Genomic DNA, 20,902 nt, shown 5'->3' on the forward strand with positions numbered 1-20,902 from the left:
TCCTGACGCAGCGACGTTCGTGTCTCCGTTCTAGCCGCGCTACCCAGGATGCTGCGGGTCGCAGAAGTAGACCTGGATGTCCGTGGCGAGAGTGAAGCGGCGATGGTCGGCCATCTCCTTTGCCCGGTCCCACGTCAGGGATTTGTAGAGCTCGCTGGGCAGTCGGCGCGCGGTGCGGATCTCGACTCAGCGCCAACTCGTCGGCAATCCGGGTGATTCATCGGCGGCTTCCGTGGCTTGGTCGCAAACGGGTTGCCGCGCCCCGGCGCGGGTGGCAACTTGCAGCGGCGATCACGTCGACCTGGAGCCCCGCATGACCCCCGTTGCCCTGTATTCGCCCGACCCGGCCCGCGGCTGGCTGCCTTGGGCCTGGCTGACGCCGATCCTGATGATCCTGTTCAACGCGGTACCGGTGATCGTGCTGGACGGGTGGATGCAGTCGCAGCATTGGTCGACGCCGCGGGGCGATCCGATCGGCCTCGCTGGCTTGAATGCGCTGCTGTGGATTGGCTTCGCGCCGACGCTGGCGGCCGTGCTCGCCTGGGTACGCTTCGTCGAAGGGCGCTCGCTGGCGAGTATCGGGCTGACCGGTCCGTCGCCACTGAAAACCTTCCTGCACGGACTGGCCGTTGGATTCTGCACGATCGCGCTGGTCGTCGCCGCGATCTGGATGGCTGGCGGCATGCAGGCGGCGGACCTGGGGCCGGCCTGGCGGTCGCCCGTCAGTCTGCTGCACATCGGTCTGCTGCTATTGGGTTTCATTTTCCAGGCGAGCGTGGAGGAAGCCATCTTCCGCGGCTGGATGCTGTCGGTGGTGGCGCGCAAGACTAATGTCACGGTGGCAGTGCTGCTGGTGTCGCTCGTTTTCTGCTTCCTGCATTTCAGTCCGCACCAGCCGCCCTTGGTTACGCTTGGTTCGTTCCTGTTCTCGCTGTTCGCCTGCGCCTGGGTGCTGCGGACCGGCAATATCTGGGGCGTGATGGGCTGGCACGCGGGGTGGAACTGGTTGCTCGCGACCGGCTTCGAATTACCCGTCACCGGCATGGATTCGCACTTGCCGGCGCTACTGGTGGCGCTGCGCCCGTATGGTCCCGACGCCCTGACCGGTGGTGCGGAAGGACCGGAAGGCAGCTACCTGTGCAGCGTCTTCCTCGTCGCCGCGATCGCATGGATCCAGTGGCGAAAGACGCGCGGAGCACAGAACTTCTCGCCGACCAGCAGTTAACGCAACCTCATCCGGAAGCAGCGGGTGCTCGTTTTGCAATTTGCTACTGGTGCGGATTCCGCTCCAGATATTCAGCCAACTAGAGGCAGCTCAGGTTGGGGATGCGAGCGCCACTACCGGCTGGAACCGAGACCGCCTTCGCGACGACTGCTTCTGGCCGGAAGCGGACGCCTCGCTGGGCCGGTCGTTGCGCTCGTGGTAGTGTCCGCTTCCGACCCAAAACGCACGTACGGACGCGTAACTTCATGGAACCCGGCAAGATCGATCCGGCGTGGCCGAATGCCCTTCGTTGGTTTCTCAGTCAGGGATTGACCCGGTTCACGCCGTGGCATTTTTTGTCCGACGCCTCTGATTTTGCATTCGCTTCCCGCGCTTTCCAGCGCGAGGACGCAAGCGGCGGAGAAGTCTTTGTGTTTGCCCGCCGGCAAGATCGCGACGACTTCGCGGGTCTGTTGATCGTCGATGGCGGCATCACAGATCGGGTTGTGTACTTCCATCCAGTGTTTGCCGATAGCAGCCAGCCATCGCCCAGGACATGGAACATCGTCTGCGACGTCTACGAAGACGTGTTCGAGTTCGTCAAGGCGCGGGTGATTGAGGACATGAAGGAGTGCGCGCTCGACGAAGACGCTGCGGATCTTTGAGCAACGCCCGCGTCTGGCCAAACGCGCACGCGCCATGCGCCGATCAGCCGGACCAGGGTATGTCGGCCTCGCGCGTGGCGCTCTCGAACTGCGGCCGGCCGAACCAGTAGCCCTGCATCAGGCGGATGCCGAGATCGGACAGGCAGTGCGCCTCATCGCGGGTCTCTATGCCTTCGGCAATGACGTCAATAGACAGTTGCTCACACATGGACACCACGCCGGCCACGATGGCCCGACGTGGCGGGCTCTGGTCGATTCCCCGGATCAACGCCATATCCAGCTTGACCATGTCCGGCTGGAAGTCGGCCAGCAGATTCAGGCCGGCAAAACCGGCACCGAAATCATCAATGGCCGTCTTGAAGCCGATGCGTTTGTACTCGCTCAGGATCTCCGCCAGCCACTTTCCGTCGCTGACCTGCTCCCCTTCGACGGTCTCGAAGATGATCCGCTCAACGGGAAAGCCATACCGTTCCGCTGCCTGAAGCGTGGAGCGTATGCACACCTCGGGCCGGTAGATCGCATTGGGCAGAAAATTGATGGACAGATGGGATCGCAGATCCAACGACGCAGCGATCCGGATCGCCTTCTCACGGCAGGCCTGGTCGAACGAGTAGCGGTTGTCCACCGTGACACGTGACAGCACCCAGCTCGCGGGTTCGCCGGCCGGACCGCGTACCAGCGCTTCATGCGCGAACACCTCGCGCGCATGCACATCGACGATGGGCTGGAACGCGTAACTGAAGTCGAACGGCAGCGGAGCGGCATCGCGGCACAGGGCACAGCCAGCGCGCATATGGGTGGACGGCATGCGCCTGATCCCGTGTTCGGAGTGAGGAAAAGGATAATCGACGCCCATCACGGCCATGTGGACGTCGCCTGCATCGCCGCGTTCTCCGGGCCCTACAGCCCCTCCGCCGTACCCGGCTCCTTGCGCAGGAACGCCACCAGCGCGGCCACCTGGCAGTACTCCGCCGCGGCCATGAACGTGGTCGGCACGTGCTCTTCGGTCTGTTGCGCCGTGCGCATGCTGTCGATCGGCTCGACGATGGCCGGGAAGTCCTTGGCCTGCTCGTCGAGGACGCGTTTGAGCCGGTCGAACAACGGGCTTGTGTAGCCGAACCCCGGGGCGACGATGCACATCTGCGTGCCCGGGCGCGTGGCGATCTCGCGCATCGCGCTTTCGAAGGCATCGGCGTGCGCGGCGTCGTCGGTCTGCAGTTCGAGGTTGGCGGACTCGCCGGTCACCCGGTAGTACACGCTGCCGGGCCGGAACAGGAACGTATACAGGTGCGCACCGTCGACCTTGCCGGTCTGCGGCGAGCGCTGCCGTTGCCGTTCGCTGCGCAGCGGGGTGGAGCCGCCGTCGGCCAGAAGCTGCCGGGCGGTAATGCCGCAGCCTTGACCGTCGGTGCCGAAGGACACTTCATAGTCCGTACCCGGTTCTGCCGTGAAGGACATCGAGGGGCCACCGATGTAGCGCAGCGCATCGCGCGACTGACCAGCGGCGGCCACCGGAATGCAGCGTCGGTTGGGGCCATCGAAATTGGCCGAGATCGTCACGTGTTGGCCAGGTTCCACCGCGACCTCGTGGTAGAACGGCTTGGCACCGAAGCGGGTGTTCTCGTTCAAGGTGCGGGTGGCGAATGAGGCCGGCATGCCGATGGTCACGTTGTCGTTCTTGCGCGCCATCGAAAACAGGGCGCCGATCGGCGTGACGCTACCAGCGCTCCTGCCCTCCACGCTGACCATCTCGGCCTTGCCGCCCTGCTCGAGGGCATTGGCGCGCAACGACAGCCGCACCAGGTTGCTGCCAAAAAGGCGCACCCGTGCCTGTTGCTGCAGTGCCGTGGCCGACGATGGGGCGGGCCCCGCTGCGTCAGGCGCGGCCACGCCCGGCGCGGAATCGGCCAGCGCGGTCGCTGAAAGGGCCAGGCAAAGAACGAACGCGGCAACGCGAAGGGTCATCGGTATATCTCCATGAATATTCAGGCGCCTCATGCGCCATCTGCGCCGCTCTAGCGGCACCTTGGCGGAAAACTTGAGTCGGCGCGGGGCGAGGGCCTTGCGGCGCACTCCCTAACGCTGTTAGATTCGCCCCCTAACGCCGTTAGTCCAGGTCCCCCGTGCGCCAACCCATCGCCCGCGAGAACATCGTCGAGGCCGCCTTCCGGATCCTCGACGAAGCCGGCCTGGAAGGCATCACGCTGCGCAAGGTGGCCTGCTCGCTGGGTATCCGTGCGCCGTCGCTGTACTGGCACTTCAAGAGCAAGCAGGCGCTGATCGACGCCATGGCCGACGCGATGATCTGCGACGTCGCCCGTGACATCCCGGCCGGCCAGCCCTGGCGTCAGACCCTGCTGCAGATCGCGCGGGAGTTCCGCCTGGCCTTCAAGGCCCGTCGCGACGGGGCGCGGGTGTATGCCGGCACCTTCCTGGCCACCGAGAACGTGCTGCGGGTGGGCGAGGCCAGCCTGGCCGCGCTGATCGGCGCCGGGCTGCCGGTGCGCTTCGCCGCGACCACCGCGATGGACCTGGTGTACTACACGATGGGCTTTGTGATCGAAGAACAGTCCTGGCCGGGCGACGGCAGCATGGAAGCGCTCGGTGAGACATTCATGGCACTGGCCGAACAACGTTTCCCGCACTGCTGGGACGCCCGCGAGGTGTGGAGCGAGGTCGATTTCGACACGCGCTTCGAACAGGGGCTGGGGCTGATGCTGGATGGCATCGCACTGCGCCTGGCCGCTACCCCCTGATCCCGCCATTTCCCCTGCTGTTCCCGCTGCTCCGACACGGAAGCCCCACCGATGCGTGACCGAATTCTCCGCTGCTCCTCCCTGATCCTGGTTGCCGCGCTGCTCAGCGCCTGTGGCGGCAAGGACGACACCCCGTCCGCCGAGGCCACCGCCGAGACCTCCGCGTTGCCGGTGTCGCTGGCCACCGCCCAGCAGCAGACCATGGCCCGCACGGTGCTGGTGTCCGGTCCGGTCAGCGCTTACGAAGAGATGCAGCTGGGCGTGGAAATCAGCGGCCAGCGCGTCACCGCGTTGCCGGTGGACGTGGGCCAGTGGGTCAAGAAGGGCCAGGTGCTGCTGCAGCTGGATCATCGCACCCTGGACAGCGAACTGGCCCAGGCCGACGCGTCGCTGCGCCAGGCGCAGGCGTCGCAGGAGCTGGCGCGGCTGAACTACCAGCGCAGCGAGAAACTGGCGGCGCAGCAGCTGATCAGCGCCAGCAGCCTGGACGAACTGCGTGCGGCCCGCATCAACGCCGAGGCGCAGACCGCCACCGCGCGTGCGTCGCGCGATGCCGCCCAGCTGCGGCGGGACTTCGCCGACCTGCGCGCGCCGGCCGACGGGCTGATCTCCAAGCGCCTGGTGCAGCCCGGCCAGGTGGTCTCGGCCGGCACCGAGCTGCTGCGGCTGATCCGCGACGGACGCCTGGAATGGCGCGCCGAACTGCCCGAGAACCAGCTGGCCGACGTGGTGGTGGGCAACACCGTCGAGCTGCCGTATGCCGGGCAGGTGGTGCGCGGCCGCATCCGTGCGGTCAGCCCCGGCGTCGATGCGCAGACCCGCACCGGCACCCTGTACGCCGACCTGCCCACGCCGGAGCCGCTCAAGCCGGGCATCTACGTGGAAGGCCGCATCGTCACCGGCGACGGCCAGGTGCTCACCATTCCGACCGCGGCGATCGTGCAGCGCGATGGCCACAGCTACGTCTTCAGCGTGAACGACAAACAGCAGGCCACCCGCCACCGCGTGCGCACCGGGCAGGCCGTCAACGGCCACACCGCGATCCTGGAAGGCCTCAAGGCCGGCGATCGCGTGGTGGTGGACGGCGCCGGCTTCCTCGGCGAGGGCGACCGCGTGCGTGTGGTGGCCAACAACAAGGCCGCCGCCCGATGAATATTTCCGCCTGGGCGATCAAACGCCCGCTGCCGGCGCTGCTGATCTTCTTCGTGCTGTGCGTGGCCGGCCTGTGGGGCTTCTACCAGCTGCCCGTGGCGCGCTTCCCGGACATCGCCTTCCCGATGACCACCGTTACCGTCACCCAGCCCGGCGCGTCGCCCAGCCAGCTGGAAGCGGAAGTCACCCGCAAGGTCGAGGACTCGGTGGCGACGGTCAACAACGTCAAGCGCGTGATCTCCTCGGTCAGCGAAGGCGTCAGCACCACCACCATCGAATTCCAGCTCGAAGCCGACCTGGCCACCGCGTTGGACGACACGCGCGATGCGGTCACCCGCATCCGCACCGACCTGCCGCAGGACATCCAGGAACCGGTGATCTCCAAGGTGGACATCGGCGGCTCGCTGATGACCTACGCCCTGGTGGCCCCGCACATGACCCCCGACGAGGCCAGCTGGTTCGTCGACCGCGACGTGTCGCGCGCCATGTACGGCGTACCGGGCGTGGCCCGGGTGACCCGCGTGGGCGGCGTGCAGCGCCAGGTGCGGGTGGACCTGGACCCCAATGCGTTGATTGCCATGGGCATCACGGCCGGTGACGTCTCACAGCAGCTGGCCCGCATCCAGGTCGAGCGCGCCGGCGGCAAGGCCGAGATCGAAGGCGCGCAGCAGACCATCCGCACGCTCGGCACCGTGGGCAACGCGCAGGCCCTGCGCGACTACTCCATCGCGCTGCCGGACGGCCGCGCGGTGCGCCTGTCGACGCTGGCCACGGTCACCGATGCTGCGGCCGATCCCACCGAAGCGGCGCTGCTCGATGGTGGCGAGGTGGTGGCGTTCTCGATGTCGCGCACACGCGGCTCCAGCGAAGTGAAGGTGGAGGCGGGCGTGCATGCCGCGCTCGATACCATCAAGGCCGCCCATCCGGGCATCGACTTCCGCCTGGTCACCACCGCCATCGACGAGACCCACCGGTCCTACGATTCGTCGATGACCATGCTCTACGAAGGCGCGCTGCTGGCGCTGCTGGTGGTGTGGCTGTTCCTGCGCGACTGGCGCGCCACCTGGGTGGCCGCGCTGGCGTTGCCGCTGTCGATCATCCCCACCTTCGCGGTGATGTACTTCTTCGGCTTCACCCTCAACATGATCACGCTGCTGGCACTGTCAGTGGTGGTCGGCATCCTGGTCGACGATGCGATCGTGGAAATCGAGAACATCGTGCGCCACCTGCGCATGGGCAAGCCGCCGCTGGAAGCGGCGCGCGAGGCCGCCGGCGAGATCGGCAATGCGGTGATCGCCACCTCGCTGACCCTGGCGGCAGTGTTCGTGCCGGTGGCGTTCATGCCCGGCATCGCCGGCAAGTTCTTCCGCGAATTCGGCTGGACTGCCGCCACCGCGGTGCTGTTCTCGCTGCTGGTGGCGCGCCTGCTCACCCCGATGATGGCGGCCTACCTGCTCAAGCCCCATGGCGAAGAGAAGCCCGATTCGAAGCTGATGGTCTGGTACCTGGGCTGGGTGGACGCGGCCCTGCGCCATCGCGGCCGCACGCTGTGGCTGGCCACCGGCCTGTTCGTGGCGTCGCTGGCGCTGGTGCCGTTCATCCCGGCGACCTTCATTCCGCAGTCCGACCTGGGCCGCAGCAACCTGAGCCTGGAACTGCCGCCGGGCACGCGCCTGCAGGACACCGTGGCGGTGGCCGAACAGGCGCGCGCGCTGCTCAAGGACATGCCCGAGCTGAAGCAGGTGTACACCGCCGTGGGCAGCGTGCTCGACCTCGGCGATCCCAGCGCGACCGGTGTGGGCGAGGCACGCAAGGCCACGCTGGTGCTCGACTGGGGCACCACCGACACCCGCGACCGCGACCAGCGCGTGCTGGAACGCGACGCGCGCGCGCGCCTGGCCAACCTGCCCGGCGTACGCGTGAGCTACGTGAGCTCCGAACCGGGCAACCTGCTGCAGCTGGTGCTGTCCGGGGACGATCCGCAGCGCCTGCAGGACGCATCCACCGCACTGGAGCGCGATCTGCGCGGCATCCAGGGGCTGGGCAGCGTCACCTCCACCGCCTCGCTGCTGCGCCCGGAAGTGCAGATCGTGCCCAACGCGGCGCGCGCGGCCGACCTCGGCGTGGCCACGGCCGACATCGCCGAAGCGGCGCGCATCGCCACCGCCGGCGACTACGAACAGCGCCTGGCCAAGCTCAACCTGCCCGACCGCCAGGTACCGATCCGGGTGGGCTTTGCCGAGGCCACGCTGGCCAACCCGGCGCTGATCGGGCAGCTGCGCGTGCCCGGCCGCAACGGGCCGGTGCCGCTGGCGGCGGTCGCCGACATCCAGCAGGGCAGCGGGCCGTCGCAGATTTCGCGGTACCAGCGCCAGCGCAACGTTACCCTCACCGCCGAACTCAACGGCAGGCCGCTGGGCGAGGTGATGACCCAGGTGCAGGCGCTGCCCAGCGTGAAGCAACTGCCGCCGGGGGTGAGTTTCCTCAACACCGGCGATGCCGAGGTGTTCGTCGAACTCTTCATCGGCTTCATGCTGGCCATGGCCGCCGGCTTGATCTGCATCTACATGGTGCTGTTGCTGCTGTTCAACCATGCGCTGATGCCGGTCACCATCCTGGCCGCGGTGCCGCTGTGTGCCGGTGGTGCGTTCGGCGCGCTGCTGATCACCCAGAACATGCTGTCGCTGCCGGCGCTGATCGGCTTGTTGATGCTGATCGGCATTGCCACCAAGAACTCGATCCTGCTGGTCGATTACGCGGTGATCGCCGAAGACGAGCATGGCATGAGCCAGCACGATGCGCTGATCGATGCGTGCCGCAAGCGGGCCCAGCCTATCATCATGACCACCCTGGCGATGGGCGCCGGCATGATGCCGATCGCGCTGGGCTTTGCCGGCGATTCCAGCTTCCGCGCACCGATGGCCATTGCGGTCATCGGCGGCCTCATCACTTCCACGCTGCTCAGCCTGATCGTGATCCCGGCCGCGTTCACGGTGATGGACGACCTGGGCGAATGGCTGTCGCGGAAGTTCCGTCGCCGCTCGACGCATGCGGTGGCCGGGCACACGGAGTAGAGCCACCCCATGGGTGGCTGCGCGGTCCGCTTCGATCACCCCGGTCATGCCGATGCAGCCCAGGCGAGTAAGCGCGGCCACCCGGCGGCGGTGGTATGAGCACAATGCATAGGTGGCATGCGGAAATACCGTGGCGGGCGCAGCGCGCCCGCCACTTCCGCGCCGATACACTGCGTGCACGTTCCGATCAGTTGCCCGCCATGCCTCTGCGTCCCCCTGTTGCCCTGCTGATATGTCTGGCGCTCGCCGCCTGTGCGCCAGCATCGGCGACGAATGCACCGGTGACGGGCGTCGGCCCACTGGCGGCCGATGCCGTGGCCACGGTGGATACCGCGGCGTTCGCACGCGGCAGCTTCACCGCTGCCGACGGCACGGTGCTTCCCTACCGCATCCTGCCGCCTCGCCACGTGCGCGCGGGCCAGCGCTATCCCCTGGTACTGCAGCTGCACAGCTCGGGTGGCATCGGCACCGACAACACCGCACAACTGGACCGCCTTGCCAGAAGCTGGGCGATGCCTGCCACGCGCGACCGCTACCCCGCGTACGTCCTGGTGCCGCAGTTCGCCGGGCGCAGCGCCCACTACGGCCCTGCCGCCGCAGACCAGGCCGCCACGGCGGCACCGACCCTGCACGCGGCCCTGGCCTTGGCGCGGCACGTGGCGGCAACGCATCCGGTCGACAGCTCGCGCATCTACGCCGTAGGCTTCTCGATGGGTGGCTCGGCGGCGTGGCTGTCGCCGACGCTGGCACCGGACCAGTTCGCGGCGATCGTGTCCATCGCCGGCATCGCCCCACCCGACAGTGCCGCATCGGCGTACATCCAGGTGCCGGTGCTGGCGATGCACGGCGATACCGACGAAGAGAATCCGATCACGGCCGACCGGCGTTTCGTGCGCGCGCTCCGCGCACGCGGTGGCCACGCCGTGCTGCGCGAGTACCACGGCCTGGCGCATCAACCCCCTGCCGACATCGTGCCCGGCACGTGGTGGCGCGACTGGTTGTTCCAGCAGAAACAAACGCCGCCGCACTAACTGCAAGCGCAATGTCATGGGGAAGTCACTGCGGGCACCAATACTCCGCCGGTCCTCCACTACCCCCGTCGACCCATGCGCGCTTCCGGCCACGCCCCTCGTGTTTCCCTGCTTGCTGTGTTGCTCACCGCTGCCGTACAGGCCATGGCCGCAGAACCCGCACCGGCCGACGACGCACGCACGCTGGACCAGATACAGGTGATCGGCCAGGCCACCAGCTACGCCAAGACCACGGTGAGCCAGGAAACCCTCAACCGCCAGCAGGTCATCAGCAGCGTCAACAACGCGCTCAATGAACTGCCGGGCGTGGTGGTGAGCGAAGCCGACGCCACCGGCTCGTCGGTGTGGGGCACCCAGATCAGCATGCGCGGCTTTGTGACCAACCGCGACACGCAGCAGATCGGCACCACCATCGACGGCCTGCCCAACGGTGGCTCCGGCTACGGCGGCGGCTCGCTGGCCAACCGCTACATCGACACGCTGGACCTGGAGACCGTCGAGGTCAGCCAGGGCACGGCCGACATCTCCTCGCGTTCCAACGAAGCGCTGGGCGGCACCTTGAACTTCCTCACCAGCGACCCGCTGGCCGAACAGCGGCTGCGCATGGTGGTCGGTGGCGGCGACCACGACGCGCGCAAGTACTACGTGCGCTACGACACCGGCCTGCTGGGTGGGCACACCCGCGCGTGGGTGAGCGCCTCCTCGGCGCGCGTGAATGACTGGATCGACGGCACCGGCCATGTGAGCAACGACAACCTGGCGGCGAAGTTCGTGACCGAGCTGGACCGCTGGACGCTCAGTGGCTACGCGTCCTACAACGACGCCGACGAACCGGAGTACACCAGCGTCACCCCGGCGGCGTTTGCGACCAACCCCGACCGCGACGGCCTCACCGGCACCCTCACCGGCATTCCCTACCTGGACCAGAACTTCCGCTCCGGCTCGCGCGCGCTGCGTGAAAACACCTTCGGCTACCTGCGCGGGGCGTTCGACAGTGGCAACGGCTTCAAGGCCACGCTGACCGGCTACGCGCACAAGATGGAAGGCCGCGGCGACTGGCTGCCGCCGTACCTGGTACAGGCGCGCAACGATGGCGCCGGCCGGCCGGAATCGGAGTACCTGGGCGGCAGCACCGTGTATGGCGGCAGCGCGCTGGGCCAGTTCTACTTCGTCAATCCCGATGGCAGCGCCGCGCAGATGCGCGCCGGTTGCGTGCCGCGCGCCGGCTTCAGTGCCGAGTACGATCCCAACTGCTACGCCGCCGGCGTGCAGGGCGTGCAGTCCTACCGCCATTCGCACTACGACAACGACCGCGCCGGTGCCACCGCCGACGTGGAATGGAAGCAGACCCTGGGCAGCGTGGACAACACCGTGCGCGGCGGCGTGTGGGTGGAGCAGTACGACCGCAGCGTGCGCCGCGACTGGCACCGCCTGCTCAACGTGGGCACCGACATCGGCTTCGACCACCAGCCGTACTGGGTGCAGTTCGAAGACCGCTACAAGACCAGCGAGCAGATGTACTACGTGGAAGACGTGGCGCGCTTCGGCCCGTTCAGTGCGCGCGTGGGCGTCAAGCAGTTCTTCGTCGACCAGAAGCGCAACCGGGTGATCGGCAACGCCGAAAGCGTGCGCTCCGATTCCAGGTCCGACCCGCTGCTGTCGGCCGGTGCTACCTGGACGCTGCCGGTCGACGGCCTGGAACTGTTCGGCGGATACTCGCAGAACTTCGCTGCCATTCCGTCCGGCGTGCTCGGTGAAACCGATGCGCAGCGCTTTGCCCGGGTCGAGCCGGAAACCGCCGACAACATCGAGCTGGGCCTGCGCGTGAGCCGCTGGCCCTTGACCGGCTCGTTGACCCTGTACAACATCAAATTCGACAACCGCATTGTCTACCTGCCCGCGCGGCTGGCCGACGGCATCGACTACCTGGACGAAACCGATGGGGTCTACGAGAACTTTGGGGGCGTGGAAAGCACCGGTCTGGAAGCGGCGCTCGGTTACGGCTGGGACAACGGCTGGCGCCTCAATGGGGCCTACACCTACAACCGCTCCAAGTACCTGGGCAGCGGCAACGCCGCGCGCGACACCGAGCTGGGCATCGTCGACGGTGCCCAGGTGATCGGCCAGCCCAAGCACGTGCTGGTGGTGTCGGCCGACTGGCAGGGCGACAGCTGGAACGCCGGCATTTCCGGGCGCTACCTGGGTGAGCGCTACCTGGATGCGTCCAACACCGCCAAGCTGCCGTCGGCCACGGTGTTCAATGCCAACATCGGTTTCGACCTGCAGAGCCTGTCGCCGAAGCTCAAGGGCGTGGGCGCCAGCCTGGTGGTCAGCAACCTCACCGACCGCAAGTACCTGGCCGGCGTGGACGGCAGCAATTCGGCCTTCATCGGCGCGCCGCGCACCGTGGGCGTCTCGGTACGGGTCGACCTGTGAGTGCAGCACGGCCGCCGCTGACCGATCCGGTACGCCGCCGCCTGCTGCAGGGTGGCCTGGGGGCTGGCGTGGCCGCGCTGCTGCCCAGCATCGCGCGGGCGGCAGCGATCGCCCCGCATGCAGGCAGCGGCAACCTGGAGGATGTGCAGCACATCGTGGTGTTCATGCAGGAGAACCGGTCGTTCGACCACTACTTCGGCACGTTGCCCGGTGTGCGCGGGTTCGGCGACCGCTTCGTCGCGCCCGCCCCACCACTGGCGCCCGGGCAGCCGCCGCGCACGCTGTGGTTGCAGCCCAATGCCGCCGGCACGCGCGGCATCACGCCGTTCGCGCTGGATACTGCCGCGCAGTTCGGCCTGATGCGCGTGGAGGGCACGCCGCACACCTGGCCCGACGCGCAGCGCGCCTGGGACCACGGGCGCATGGCGCACTGGCCGGCCGCCAAGCAGGACCACGCGATGGGCTACTTCCGCCGCGATGACATGCCGTTCCAGTTCGCGCTGGCCGAAGCGTTCACCGTGTGCGACGCCTACCACTGCGCGATGCAGGCCGGCACCAATCCCAACCGCTTGTTCCTGTGGACCGGCCACAACGACCCGCATGCCCGCGCGGGCGGCCCGGCCGTGGCCAACTCGCACGACAACTTTCCCGAGCTGGGCGGCCACCCGGCGTCGTACACCTGGACCACCTACGTTGAACGCCTGCAGCAGGCCGGCGTGCGCTGGCAGATCTACCAGGACATGGCCGACAACTTCACCGACAACCCGCTGGCCGGCTTCGCGTCGTTCCGCCAGGCCTGGCGCGGCGCGCCGGGGCATGATGCAGCGCTGCGCGCGCGCGGGGTGAGCACGCGCGGGCTGGCCCAGCTGCGCGAGGACGTGCTGAAGGGACAGTTGCCGCAGGTCAGCTTCATCATTGCCGATGCCGCCGGCAGCGAGCATCCCGGCCCCTCCAGCCCTGCGCAGGGCGCGGCCTACACCGCGCGCGTGCTGGACGCGCTCACCGCCGACCCGGCGGTGTGGAGCCGCACCGCGCTGCTGCTGATGTTCGACGAGAACGACGGCTTCTTCGACCACATGCCGCCCCCGGCACCGCCGTCGCGCGACGACGCGGCGGCCGGTGGCTGGGCCGGTGCATCGTCGGTGTCCACCGACGGCGAATACCACCAGCACCCGTCGCCGGGTAACGAGAAGGCCGATCCGCTGGACCTGCGCGGCCGCCCGTACGGGCTGGGGCCGCGCGTGCCGCTGTATGTGATCTCGCCGTGGAGCCGGGGCGGCTGGGTCGACTCGCAGGTGTACGACCACACCTCGGTGATCCGCCTGATCGAACGCCGCTTTGGCGTGGCCGCGCCGGTGCTGTCGCCGTGGCGCCGCGCGGTGTGTGGCGACCTGACCGGCGCATTCGATTTCTCGCAGCGCGACACGCGGCCCTTCGTGGCCGCGCTGCCGGCCACGGCCGCAGCAGCCGCACGCGCGGCGGCCTTGCCGGGCCGCACCGTGCCGGTGCTGCCCGAGGGGCTGCAGCCGGCGCGGCAGGAACCCGGGGTGCGCCCGGCGCGGGCATTGCCGTATCGCCCGCAGGCCGATATCGCGCTGCACGACGACCACGTACGCCTCGACCTCGCCTGCGATGGCGCGGCCGCGGTACTGCACGTTTACGACCGCCTGCAGCTGGGGGCGATCCCGCGCCGCTACACGCTGGCCCCGGGCATGCCGCAGCACGCGCGCTGGGCCATGGATGACCGGCGTGGCTACGACCTGTGGCTGCTTGGGCCCAATGGCTTCCACCGGCACTACCGCGGCCAGCCCGGCACCGCCGCGCCGCTGCAGGCGCGCATCGACCGTGACGGCGACCGCCTGCAGCTGTGGCTGCACAACCCGGGCAAGACGGCGCTGGCGGTCAGCGTGCGTCCGGGCGCCTATGTCGAGGCCGCCCCGGACAGGCAGCTGCAGCTGGCGCCCGGTGCGCGCACCGCACTGCACTGGGACGCCACCGCCAGTGGCGGCTGGTACGACCTGCATGTCGAGCAGCCCGGGGCCTCGCAGCGCCTGGCCGGGCGCGTGGAAGACGGCCGCCCCGGCAGCACCGACCCGGCCATGGGCACCGAGGCGATGCGCCTGCTGCTGGACTGACCGCCGCGCCGGCGCGTTGCGACGGGCGCGGTCAGGCGGGACGGGCGGCCGATTCGATCATCTTCCAGCCGTTGCCGGACGGATCGCGGAAACCCGCATCCACGGTGCCGTAGCGCTCTACCGGCGGCTGGGTGAATTCCACGCCGGCCGCGCTCAGCCGCGTGTAAGCCGCGCGGCAGTCGTCCACGGCCAGCACCAGCGCCGGCATGGCGCCCTTGGCCACCAGCGCCGCCAGGGCCTGCGCGGTGGCGGGGTCGTGCACGGGCGGACCCGGCACGAACAGGCCCAGCTGGAACGTGGGCTGGTCCGGGTGCTGGACGGTCAGCCAGCGGTACGGGCCATTGCGCACGTCGGTGTGGATCCTGAAGCCCAGCGCGTCGACGTAGAACGCCACGGCTTCGTCCTGGTCGCGCACGTACACGCCGACCACCTCGATACCTTGTGTCATGGAGAACCTCCGGTGTTGGAGGCTACGTTGTACCCGCCCCCCTGCGCTGGCGCTTCTCCGAAACTGAGGTGGTGAGGTCCGGACGCCGGGCGGCGCGCAGGATGCACTCGGGGGTACTGCCCGGTGACGCGTCCGCCGGTGGCGTGCCGCGCAGGTCGCCCGGACACTGCCCGGTGATGTCGCGGAACACCCGGCCGAACGTGCCCAGGCTGCTCCAGCCGGTCTGGTAGGCGATCTCGGTGATGGGCAGGTCGGTGTCGCGGCACAGCGCCACCGCCCGTTCGATGCGGCGGCTCAGCAGGTAGCGGTGCGGCGGCAGGCCGAAGGCCAGCCGGAACTGGCGCGCGAAGTAGGCCTCGGAGGTGGCGCTCACCTCGGCCAGGCGCCGGACCGGCCAGGCCTCGTGCGGCGCCTGGTCCATCCGGTCCTTGGCCCGCAGCAGGCGTCGCAACAGGGCAGGGCTCTGGGTCATCGGCGTCCTCCGCCCGGCGATGCTACGACCGGGCGCGCCCGCCAGCAAGGCGCGTCAGCGGCGCTGCACGGCGCCGGGTGCCTCGTCCGCCGCCGTCCAGGCGCGCAGCCCCATCACCGCCAGCCCGACGAACACCAGGTACAGCCCGGCGGTGACGTCCAGCGACTTGACCAGGTACATGCCCACGTAGACCACGTCGACGACGATCCACAGCCACCACGTGGCGATGTGGCGGCGCGCCTGCCACCACTGCGCCACCAGGCTCAGCGCGGCGAGCATGGCATCCAGCCAGGGCAGCGCGGCATCGGTCCAGGTGTGCATCGCCGCCCCCAGCGCGACGCCGAACACCACGCCGATGCCCAGATCGCGCAGCAGCTGCCGGCGCGGCAGCGGCGCGATCACGATCGCCCCGTCCTGTTGCGCGTGCCGACGCCAGCTCAGCCAGCCGTACAGCAGGAAGCCGCCGAACACGACCTGCAGCAGCGTGTCCGAATACAGCCGGGCCTCGATGAACACCACCGCATACAGCGCTACCGCCACCAGCCCCACGGGCCAGGCCAGCATGTGCCGGCGCGCCATCAACCACACGCCGAGGATGCTGGCGGCCACCGCCGACCATTCGAGAAGGGCCGCGCTCATAGCCCGAACGTCACCGACAACCGGGCCTGGCGCGGCGCACCGGCAAACAGGTAGTAGTCGCCCGCGGTGCTGCCGGTATCGCGCCAGTAGAAGCGGTCGAACACGTTGTCCACCGACAGGTTCCAGGTCACCGGATGGTCGGCCAGCGCGTGCTTGAAGCGCAGGCCCAGGTCGACCACGTGGTAGGCCGGTGCGCGCACGCTGCCGTCCACCGTGGCGGCGTTGGCCGAGGCGTAGCGCCAGCCGCCGGTGACCGACAGCCCGCTGGCGAACGGCAGCGCGTAGTCGGCATGCACGCTGGCGCGCAGCTTGGGCACGTTGACCAGCTGGTGGCCCTCATACAGCGCGGTGCCACTGCTGCGCGCGCGCGCCTGCAGCGCGCTGACGCTGGCGTTGAGCACCAGGCCTTCGGCAACACGCCCATTGGCGGTCAGTTCCAGCCCGGTATGGGTCTGCTGGCCTTCGGCCACGAAGGTGTAGCCGGCGTCGCTGCTGTCCGGCTTGGCGTACTGGAAGGGCTGCGAGGTGCGGAACAGCGCCGCGCCCAGGGTCAGCGCATCGGCGGCGGCGTACTTGACGCCCACTTCGGTCTGCCGCGACAGCACCGGCGCCAGGAACGCGCCGTCGTTGGACGTCCAGAACGGGGCTTCCTGGCCCAGCGAAATGCCGCGCACGTAGCTGGCGTAGACATTCACCTGCTCGGTCGCCTTCCAGACCAGCGCGGTCTGCGGCAGGAAGCGCGACAGCGTGCTGTGGCGCTCGGGGGTGCCACGCTTGTCGAACGCGCGCTCATCCAGGCGCACGAAGCGGCCACCGGCCAGCCACTGCCAGGCATCGCCGAACTGCATGCGGTCCATCGCGAACACGGCCGTCTGCGCGCTGTCCAGGCGGCGCACCGAGGGGCCGGGCTGCAGCGGCGACGGCGCGAACACCGGCACCTGCGCGTCGTGGATGTTGGCCGTGCCGACGTACTCGTTGACGTTGCGGCGCTTGTCGATGGTGCGCTCGAAGCGGTCTGCGCCCACGGTGAGTTCGTGGCCGACGCGCCCGGTGCTGAAGCTGCCGCGCAGTTCGGCGCGCGCCTCCAGGTTGCGGCGGGTGTCGTCGGGGCTGCGGTAATCGTAGATGTCGTAGTCGCCGTTGGGCGCGAAGTAGTTGCCCGGCACGCTGCCATCGGCACACTGCACGGCGTAGTAGCAGCCGTAGGCGAAGGCCACGTTGTCATCGATCACCGAGCGGCTGTAGCCGGCCGACACGCGCGACTGCCACTGCGCATTGAACTGGTAGGTGTGCAGGGCGGTGATGTTGGTGCTGTCGATGCCTACCGGCCGCTGCCACGGCTGGTAGCCCAGCATGTGCTCGCGGTCCACCCCGCGTGGCAGTTCGCGCGCGCCCAGCAGCTGGTAGCCGGAGGCCGAGCGCTGCGAGCTGGTCTGGTAGTTGGCATCCACTTCCAGCTTGCTGTGGTCGCTGATCAGCCAGTCGGTGGCCAGCGAGTAGAAGTTGCGGCGGCCTTCGGCATGCGCGATGTACGACTCGCTGCCGTCCCACGCTGCGTTCATGCGCACGCCCAGGCGCGGGGTCAGCCAGTGGCCGACATCCACCGCGGCATAGCGCGAGCCTTCCGAATCGGTGCCCAGGGTGACGTTGCGGACCTCGGTCGGGCGCTTGCCGACGTAGTTGATGATGCCGCCGGGCGCCATCACGCCGGCGGCAAGGCCGGCTTCGCCCTTCAGGATTTCCACCTGCTGCACGTTCTCCAGCGCCAGCCGCTGCTCGCCGGTGGTGCTCAGCCCGTTGAAGCGGTAACCGGTGCCGGTGTCCAGCGGGAATCCACGGATCGCGATGTTCTGGTAGTAGCCCACCGGGGCGTAGCTGTCGCCGAGCGAGGCGTCGTTGCGGGCCAGTTCGGACAGGCTGCGCACCTGGCGGCTGTCGAGCAGGTCGCGGTCGAGCACGGTCAATGCCGCCGGGGTGTCTTTCCAGTCGCCGCTGCCGAAACTGTTGGTCTGGACGGTGTCGGCCACCGGCTGGCGGGCCTGCACGCGCACGGCGGCAAGCTCGGTCGGGGAGCGGTCGGGCGCGTCCGGGGCGGCGTCGCTGGCATGCAGCGGCAGGGCGGCGCACAGGGCGACGGTGAGCAGGGCAGGGCGATAGCAGCGGTTCATTCGATTCGTCATCAGCCAGAAGAGACGAAGCGACGGCGCGCACGCACCGACCCATCCGGTCGTTGCGCCCACTGCACAAAGCTCCCTACGCCGGTATCAACCGGATCAGGTTCCAAGGGACTCTCTCAGCCTGGCTTTGCCCAGGCACCCCCGCTTCGGTGCCCATTTCACCACAAACGGCCCCGCCCTGCCCGCCATGGCTCAGGCGGCGGCGTGCAGCGCCTGGAGCAGGGCCTGGCCGTGGCGGCCCTTGAACCACAGGGCATGGCCCAGCAGGAAGGTGTGATAGGCCACGTCCGCATTGGCCGGTGAGGCGGTGATGCCGTTGAAGTACTCCACTTCGGACAGTGCAAAGTCCAGGTGCACTACCGGCAGCAGGTCGGCCAGCAGCTGAACCCGCGCGGCCGACAACGGCAGCACCTGCCGGTAGCCCTCGACCAGGGCCAGCGCGATGGCGATGCGCGCCGCATCGGTCTGCTGCTCCAGCGCCAGCCACGCGATGGCATTGCGCTCGATCGCCGTGGCCAGGTCGAACAGCGCACTGGTGGGCGAGGCCAGGCCGAAGTCGAACACGGTCTGCACCTGCGGGGCGTTGCTGTCCGCGCGCCAGAGCAGGTTGGACACGTGCCAGTCGTTGTGGGCCCACAGCCGCGGCTCGGCGTGCAGGCGCCGGGCCAGGCCGGCGTGCCAGGGCAGCACCGCGCGCTGCAGGTCGTCCTGCCAGCGCTGCCGGGCCAGGTAGGCGGCCAGGCCGGGGCGCTCGTCCAGGCCGGCCTGCAGCATCGCCAGCGGGTCGGCGGCGCGGATCAGGTCGTCGCGTGCCACCAGCAGGTGGGTGCTGCGCTGGGGTGCGTGGTAGTGGGCCGAGGCCTGGTGCAGGGTGGCCAGCATGCGCCCGGCCTCGCGCGCGGCGGCCGGGTCGGCCAGCGGTGTCCAGGACGGCGCATCGCGGTACAGGTCCTGGCCGTCGCCCACGCTGTGCAGTTCGTAGGTCCAGCCGGCGTGCTCGGGGGCGGTCGCACCGTCGGCATCGCGCAGCACCTGCACCACGGGCACGCCGGCGGCCGCCAGGTGGGCGATGAAGCGGTGTTCTTCGCCCAGCGTTGCCGCGTCGCGCACGCTGCCGTGGTGCCGTTTGACGAACACCCGCCCGTGCCTGCTGTCCAGGAGGGCGGCCGCCGACAGGGGGCGTGGGCTGTGCCAGGCCACGGCGACATCCGCGCCCAGCTGCGGGTATCGGCCACGCAGCCAGGCCACTTCGCGCGCATCGATGGCAGGCCAGTCGGCGGCCACGGCATCGTTGTCCAGGCCTTGCACGAGGTGGGCGGTGTGGGTCATCGGCGAGCAGGCACAACGTGCGTCGGGGTGCGGGGCAGACAGGGTAGCCGAACGCACAACGGGCGGGTCATGGACCCGCCCGTTGAAGGCGCTGCAAACGGCGGTGGGGGCAGTGCTTACCAGCCGCGGCCGTGCTGGCGGTCCCAGTTGCGGCGATCACGCTGCTCGCGCTCCCAGCGACCGCGGTCGTTGCGACGGTCGTAACCGCGGTCGTAGCCGTAACGACGGTCATGGCGGCGGTCGTCGTAGCGGCGGTTGTCGTAGCCACGGTCGTAACGGTGGTCGCGCTTGTCGCGGGTGGTCAGGTTGCCGATGGCGCCGCCGGCAACCGCGCCGCCCACGGTGGCGGCGGTATCACCGTTGGAGAGCAGGTGACCGGCCACGCCGCCCACCACTGCGCCGACCACGGTGCGCTTGTCCTTGCGGGACATCGCGCTGGCGTCGCCCACGGCGGCCAGACCGACCGTCAGGGCCAGGGCCACGGCCAGGCCACGAAGGCTGAGTGCGGAAATGTTGAGCATGTTCGGTTCTCCAGTCGGGTACAGGCCACGCTGGGGTTCCAACATTGTCGGAACATTGCCGCGCGGCCCGGGTGGGTCTGCGTATTCATCTAGCGGCAATGCGGATGAAGCGAGGCTGAAAGCGCCCGCGCCCACTCAGGGTCCAGCAAGGTCCGGCGCGTGGGTCAGATCTCGCCGTCGCGCAGGTAATCGAACAGCTCGGCGTCGCCCTTCAGGCCAAGCTTGAGCATCGCATCGCCCTTCTGGCGGCTGATCGTGCTGACGCTCTTGTGCAGCTGCAGGGCGATCTCCTTCACCGTCTGGCCGCTGCCGAGCAGGCGCAGCACTTCGATTTCACGCGGCGACAGCGGTTTGGTGCCGACGTCATCGACGGTGTTGGTGCCGATTGCGTCAATGCGTTCCTTCAACGTGCGGCTCACATAGGGCAGTCCGCGCTGCACGGTCTGGATCGCCAGCGGCAACTCTTCCATCGAGGAGGTCTTGTCGACCAGCCCCAGCACGCCGGTGGAGGCCACCATGCGCAGGATGGCCAGGTTGTTGGACACGCTCAACATCAGCACCGGCAGGTCGGGAAAGCGGCGCCGGATCATGCCGATCATGGTGAACCCGTCGGCCTGCTGGCTGCCGGGCATCGAGTAGTCTGTTACCAGCACATCGCAGGGCGCGGTGGTCAGCGCGGCCATCAATTCGTCGGCGCTGCTGGCCTCGGCCACTACCACGCCCACGCCGCTGGATTCGATCACCGCCTTGGTGCCGATCCGCACTACCGGGTGGTCGTCGGCGATGATGATGCGAAGTGTCATGGGCTGGTATGGTTGCCGGGGCGGATGGCGCACGGGCTGGGCCGTGGTGGAGACATCATT

Annotated in this window: 17 protein-coding genes, 1 pseudogene and 1 riboswitch; of the genes and pseudogenes, 8 read left to right on the forward strand and 10 right to left on the reverse strand. The window is 68.9% G+C overall.

Annotated elements, in window-relative coordinates:
• Positions 1-45 precede the first annotated feature (45 nt).
• Positions 46-180 (reverse strand): annotated as a pseudogene (locus ABIA71_RS03760) (IS30 family transposase); the annotation flags it as partial.
• A 133-nt stretch (positions 181-313) separates the two neighbouring features.
• Here ABIA71_RS03760 and ABIA71_RS03765 point away from each other — a divergent pair.
• Both ABIA71_RS03765 and ABIA71_RS03770 read left to right on the forward strand, forming a co-directional pair.
• Positions 314-1,225: a CPBP family intramembrane glutamic endopeptidase gene (locus ABIA71_RS03765; RefSeq protein WP_354283251.1), complete on the forward strand. Its 912-nt coding sequence runs from the start codon at positions 314-316 to the stop codon at positions 1,223-1,225.
• Between the two features lie 245 nt (positions 1,226-1,470).
• Positions 1,471-1,869, forward strand: a complete 399-nt coding sequence (locus ABIA71_RS03770) for a hypothetical protein (protein ID WP_354283253.1) — start codon at positions 1,471-1,473, stop codon at positions 1,867-1,869.
• A gap of 43 nt (positions 1,870-1,912) precedes the next feature.
• Here the strand turns inward: ABIA71_RS03770 and ABIA71_RS03775 are convergent, their stop codons facing one another.
• Complete coding sequence (locus ABIA71_RS03775; protein ID WP_502960857.1) at positions 1,913-2,677, reverse strand: EAL domain-containing protein; 765 nt, start codon at positions 2,675-2,677, stop codon at positions 1,913-1,915.
• A 92-nt stretch (positions 2,678-2,769) separates the two neighbouring features.
• Positions 2,770-3,834: a hypothetical protein gene (locus tag ABIA71_RS03780; protein ID WP_354283255.1), complete on the reverse strand. Its 1,065-nt coding sequence runs from the start codon at positions 3,832-3,834 to the stop codon at positions 2,770-2,772.
• 158 nt (positions 3,835-3,992) lie between these two features.
• Here ABIA71_RS03780 and ABIA71_RS03785 point away from each other — a divergent pair, with 158 nt between their 5' ends.
• The 6 genes from ABIA71_RS03785 (at position 3,993) to ABIA71_RS03810 (ending at position 14,453) form a co-directional block, all read left to right on the forward strand.
• Positions 3,993-4,625: a TetR/AcrR family transcriptional regulator C-terminal domain-containing protein gene (locus ABIA71_RS03785; protein WP_354283257.1), complete on the forward strand. Its 633-nt coding sequence runs from the start codon at positions 3,993-3,995 to the stop codon at positions 4,623-4,625.
• A gap of 51 nt (positions 4,626-4,676) precedes the next feature.
• A complete protein-coding gene (locus tag ABIA71_RS03790) occupies positions 4,677-5,777 on the forward strand; it encodes an efflux RND transporter periplasmic adaptor subunit (RefSeq protein WP_354283259.1) in 1,101 nt (366 codons plus the stop codon).
• Entirely contained in the window at positions 5,774-8,851 is a 3,078-nt protein-coding gene (locus ABIA71_RS03795) for an efflux RND transporter permease subunit (protein WP_354283261.1), read from the forward strand. The genes ABIA71_RS03790 and ABIA71_RS03795 overlap by 4 nt, the downstream gene beginning before the upstream one ends.
• A 281-nt stretch (positions 8,852-9,132) precedes the next feature.
• Positions 9,133-9,882 (forward strand): carboxylesterase family protein, encoded by a 750-nt coding sequence (locus ABIA71_RS03800; RefSeq protein ID WP_354283263.1) that lies wholly within the window; start codon positions 9,133-9,135, stop codon positions 9,880-9,882.
• A gap of 75 nt (positions 9,883-9,957) precedes the next feature.
• Entirely contained in the window at positions 9,958-12,318 is a 2,361-nt protein-coding gene (locus ABIA71_RS03805; protein WP_502960861.1) for a TonB-dependent receptor, read from the forward strand.
• Between the two features lie 17 nt (positions 12,319-12,335).
• On the forward strand, positions 12,336-14,453 hold the full coding sequence (locus tag ABIA71_RS03810; protein WP_354283441.1) for a phosphocholine-specific phospholipase C: 2,118 nt from the start codon (positions 12,336-12,338) through the stop codon (positions 14,451-14,453).
• A 31-nt stretch (positions 14,454-14,484) separates the two neighbouring features.
• Here ABIA71_RS03810 and ABIA71_RS03815 read toward each other — a convergent pair whose 3' ends face one another.
• The 7 genes from ABIA71_RS03815 to ABIA71_RS03845 form a co-directional block, all read right to left on the reverse strand.
• Entirely contained in the window at positions 14,485-14,901 is a 417-nt protein-coding gene (locus ABIA71_RS03815) for a VOC family protein (protein ID WP_128095595.1), read from the reverse strand.
• A 22-nt stretch (positions 14,902-14,923) separates the two neighbouring features.
• Positions 14,924-15,373 carry a helix-turn-helix transcriptional regulator gene (locus ABIA71_RS03820; RefSeq protein ID WP_354283265.1) on the reverse strand — a complete coding sequence of 150 codons (450 nt, stop codon included), beginning with the start codon at positions 15,371-15,373 and terminating at the stop codon, positions 14,924-14,926.
• 54 nt (positions 15,374-15,427) lie between these two features.
• Positions 15,428-16,012 (reverse strand): nicotinamide riboside transporter PnuC, encoded by a 585-nt coding sequence (gene pnuC, locus ABIA71_RS03825; protein WP_128095597.1) that lies wholly within the window; start codon positions 16,010-16,012, stop codon positions 15,428-15,430.
• Positions 16,009-18,180: a TonB-dependent siderophore receptor gene (locus tag ABIA71_RS03830; protein WP_354283267.1), complete on the reverse strand. Its 2,172-nt coding sequence runs from the start codon at positions 18,178-18,180 to the stop codon at positions 16,009-16,011. The genes pnuC and ABIA71_RS03830 overlap by 4 nt, the downstream gene beginning before the upstream one ends.
• A 65-nt stretch (positions 18,181-18,245) precedes the next feature.
• Positions 18,246-18,342, reverse strand: a riboswitch (TPP riboswitch).
• A gap of 39 nt (positions 18,343-18,381) precedes the next feature.
• Positions 18,382-19,518 (reverse strand): phosphotransferase enzyme family protein, encoded by a 1,137-nt coding sequence (locus tag ABIA71_RS03835; protein WP_354283269.1) that lies wholly within the window; start codon positions 19,516-19,518, stop codon positions 18,382-18,384.
• 116 nt (positions 19,519-19,634) lie between these two features.
• The gene (locus ABIA71_RS03840) at positions 19,635-20,039 is read right to left on the reverse strand and encodes a glycine zipper 2TM domain-containing protein (protein ID WP_038691231.1); all 405 of its coding nucleotides are present in this window, start codon (positions 20,037-20,039) and stop codon (positions 19,635-19,637) included.
• A 164-nt stretch (positions 20,040-20,203) separates the two neighbouring features.
• The gene (locus ABIA71_RS03845; RefSeq protein ID WP_354283272.1) at positions 20,204-20,842 is read right to left on the reverse strand and encodes a response regulator; all 639 of its coding nucleotides are present in this window, start codon (positions 20,840-20,842) and stop codon (positions 20,204-20,206) included.
• Positions 20,843-20,902: the final 60 nt, after the last annotated feature.

Origin of the sequence: Stenotrophomonas sp. 2619, from assembly GCF_040548725.1 — a bacterium.
Taxonomy (GTDB): Bacteria; Pseudomonadota; Gammaproteobacteria; order Xanthomonadales; family Xanthomonadaceae; genus Stenotrophomonas; species Stenotrophomonas maltophilia_AP.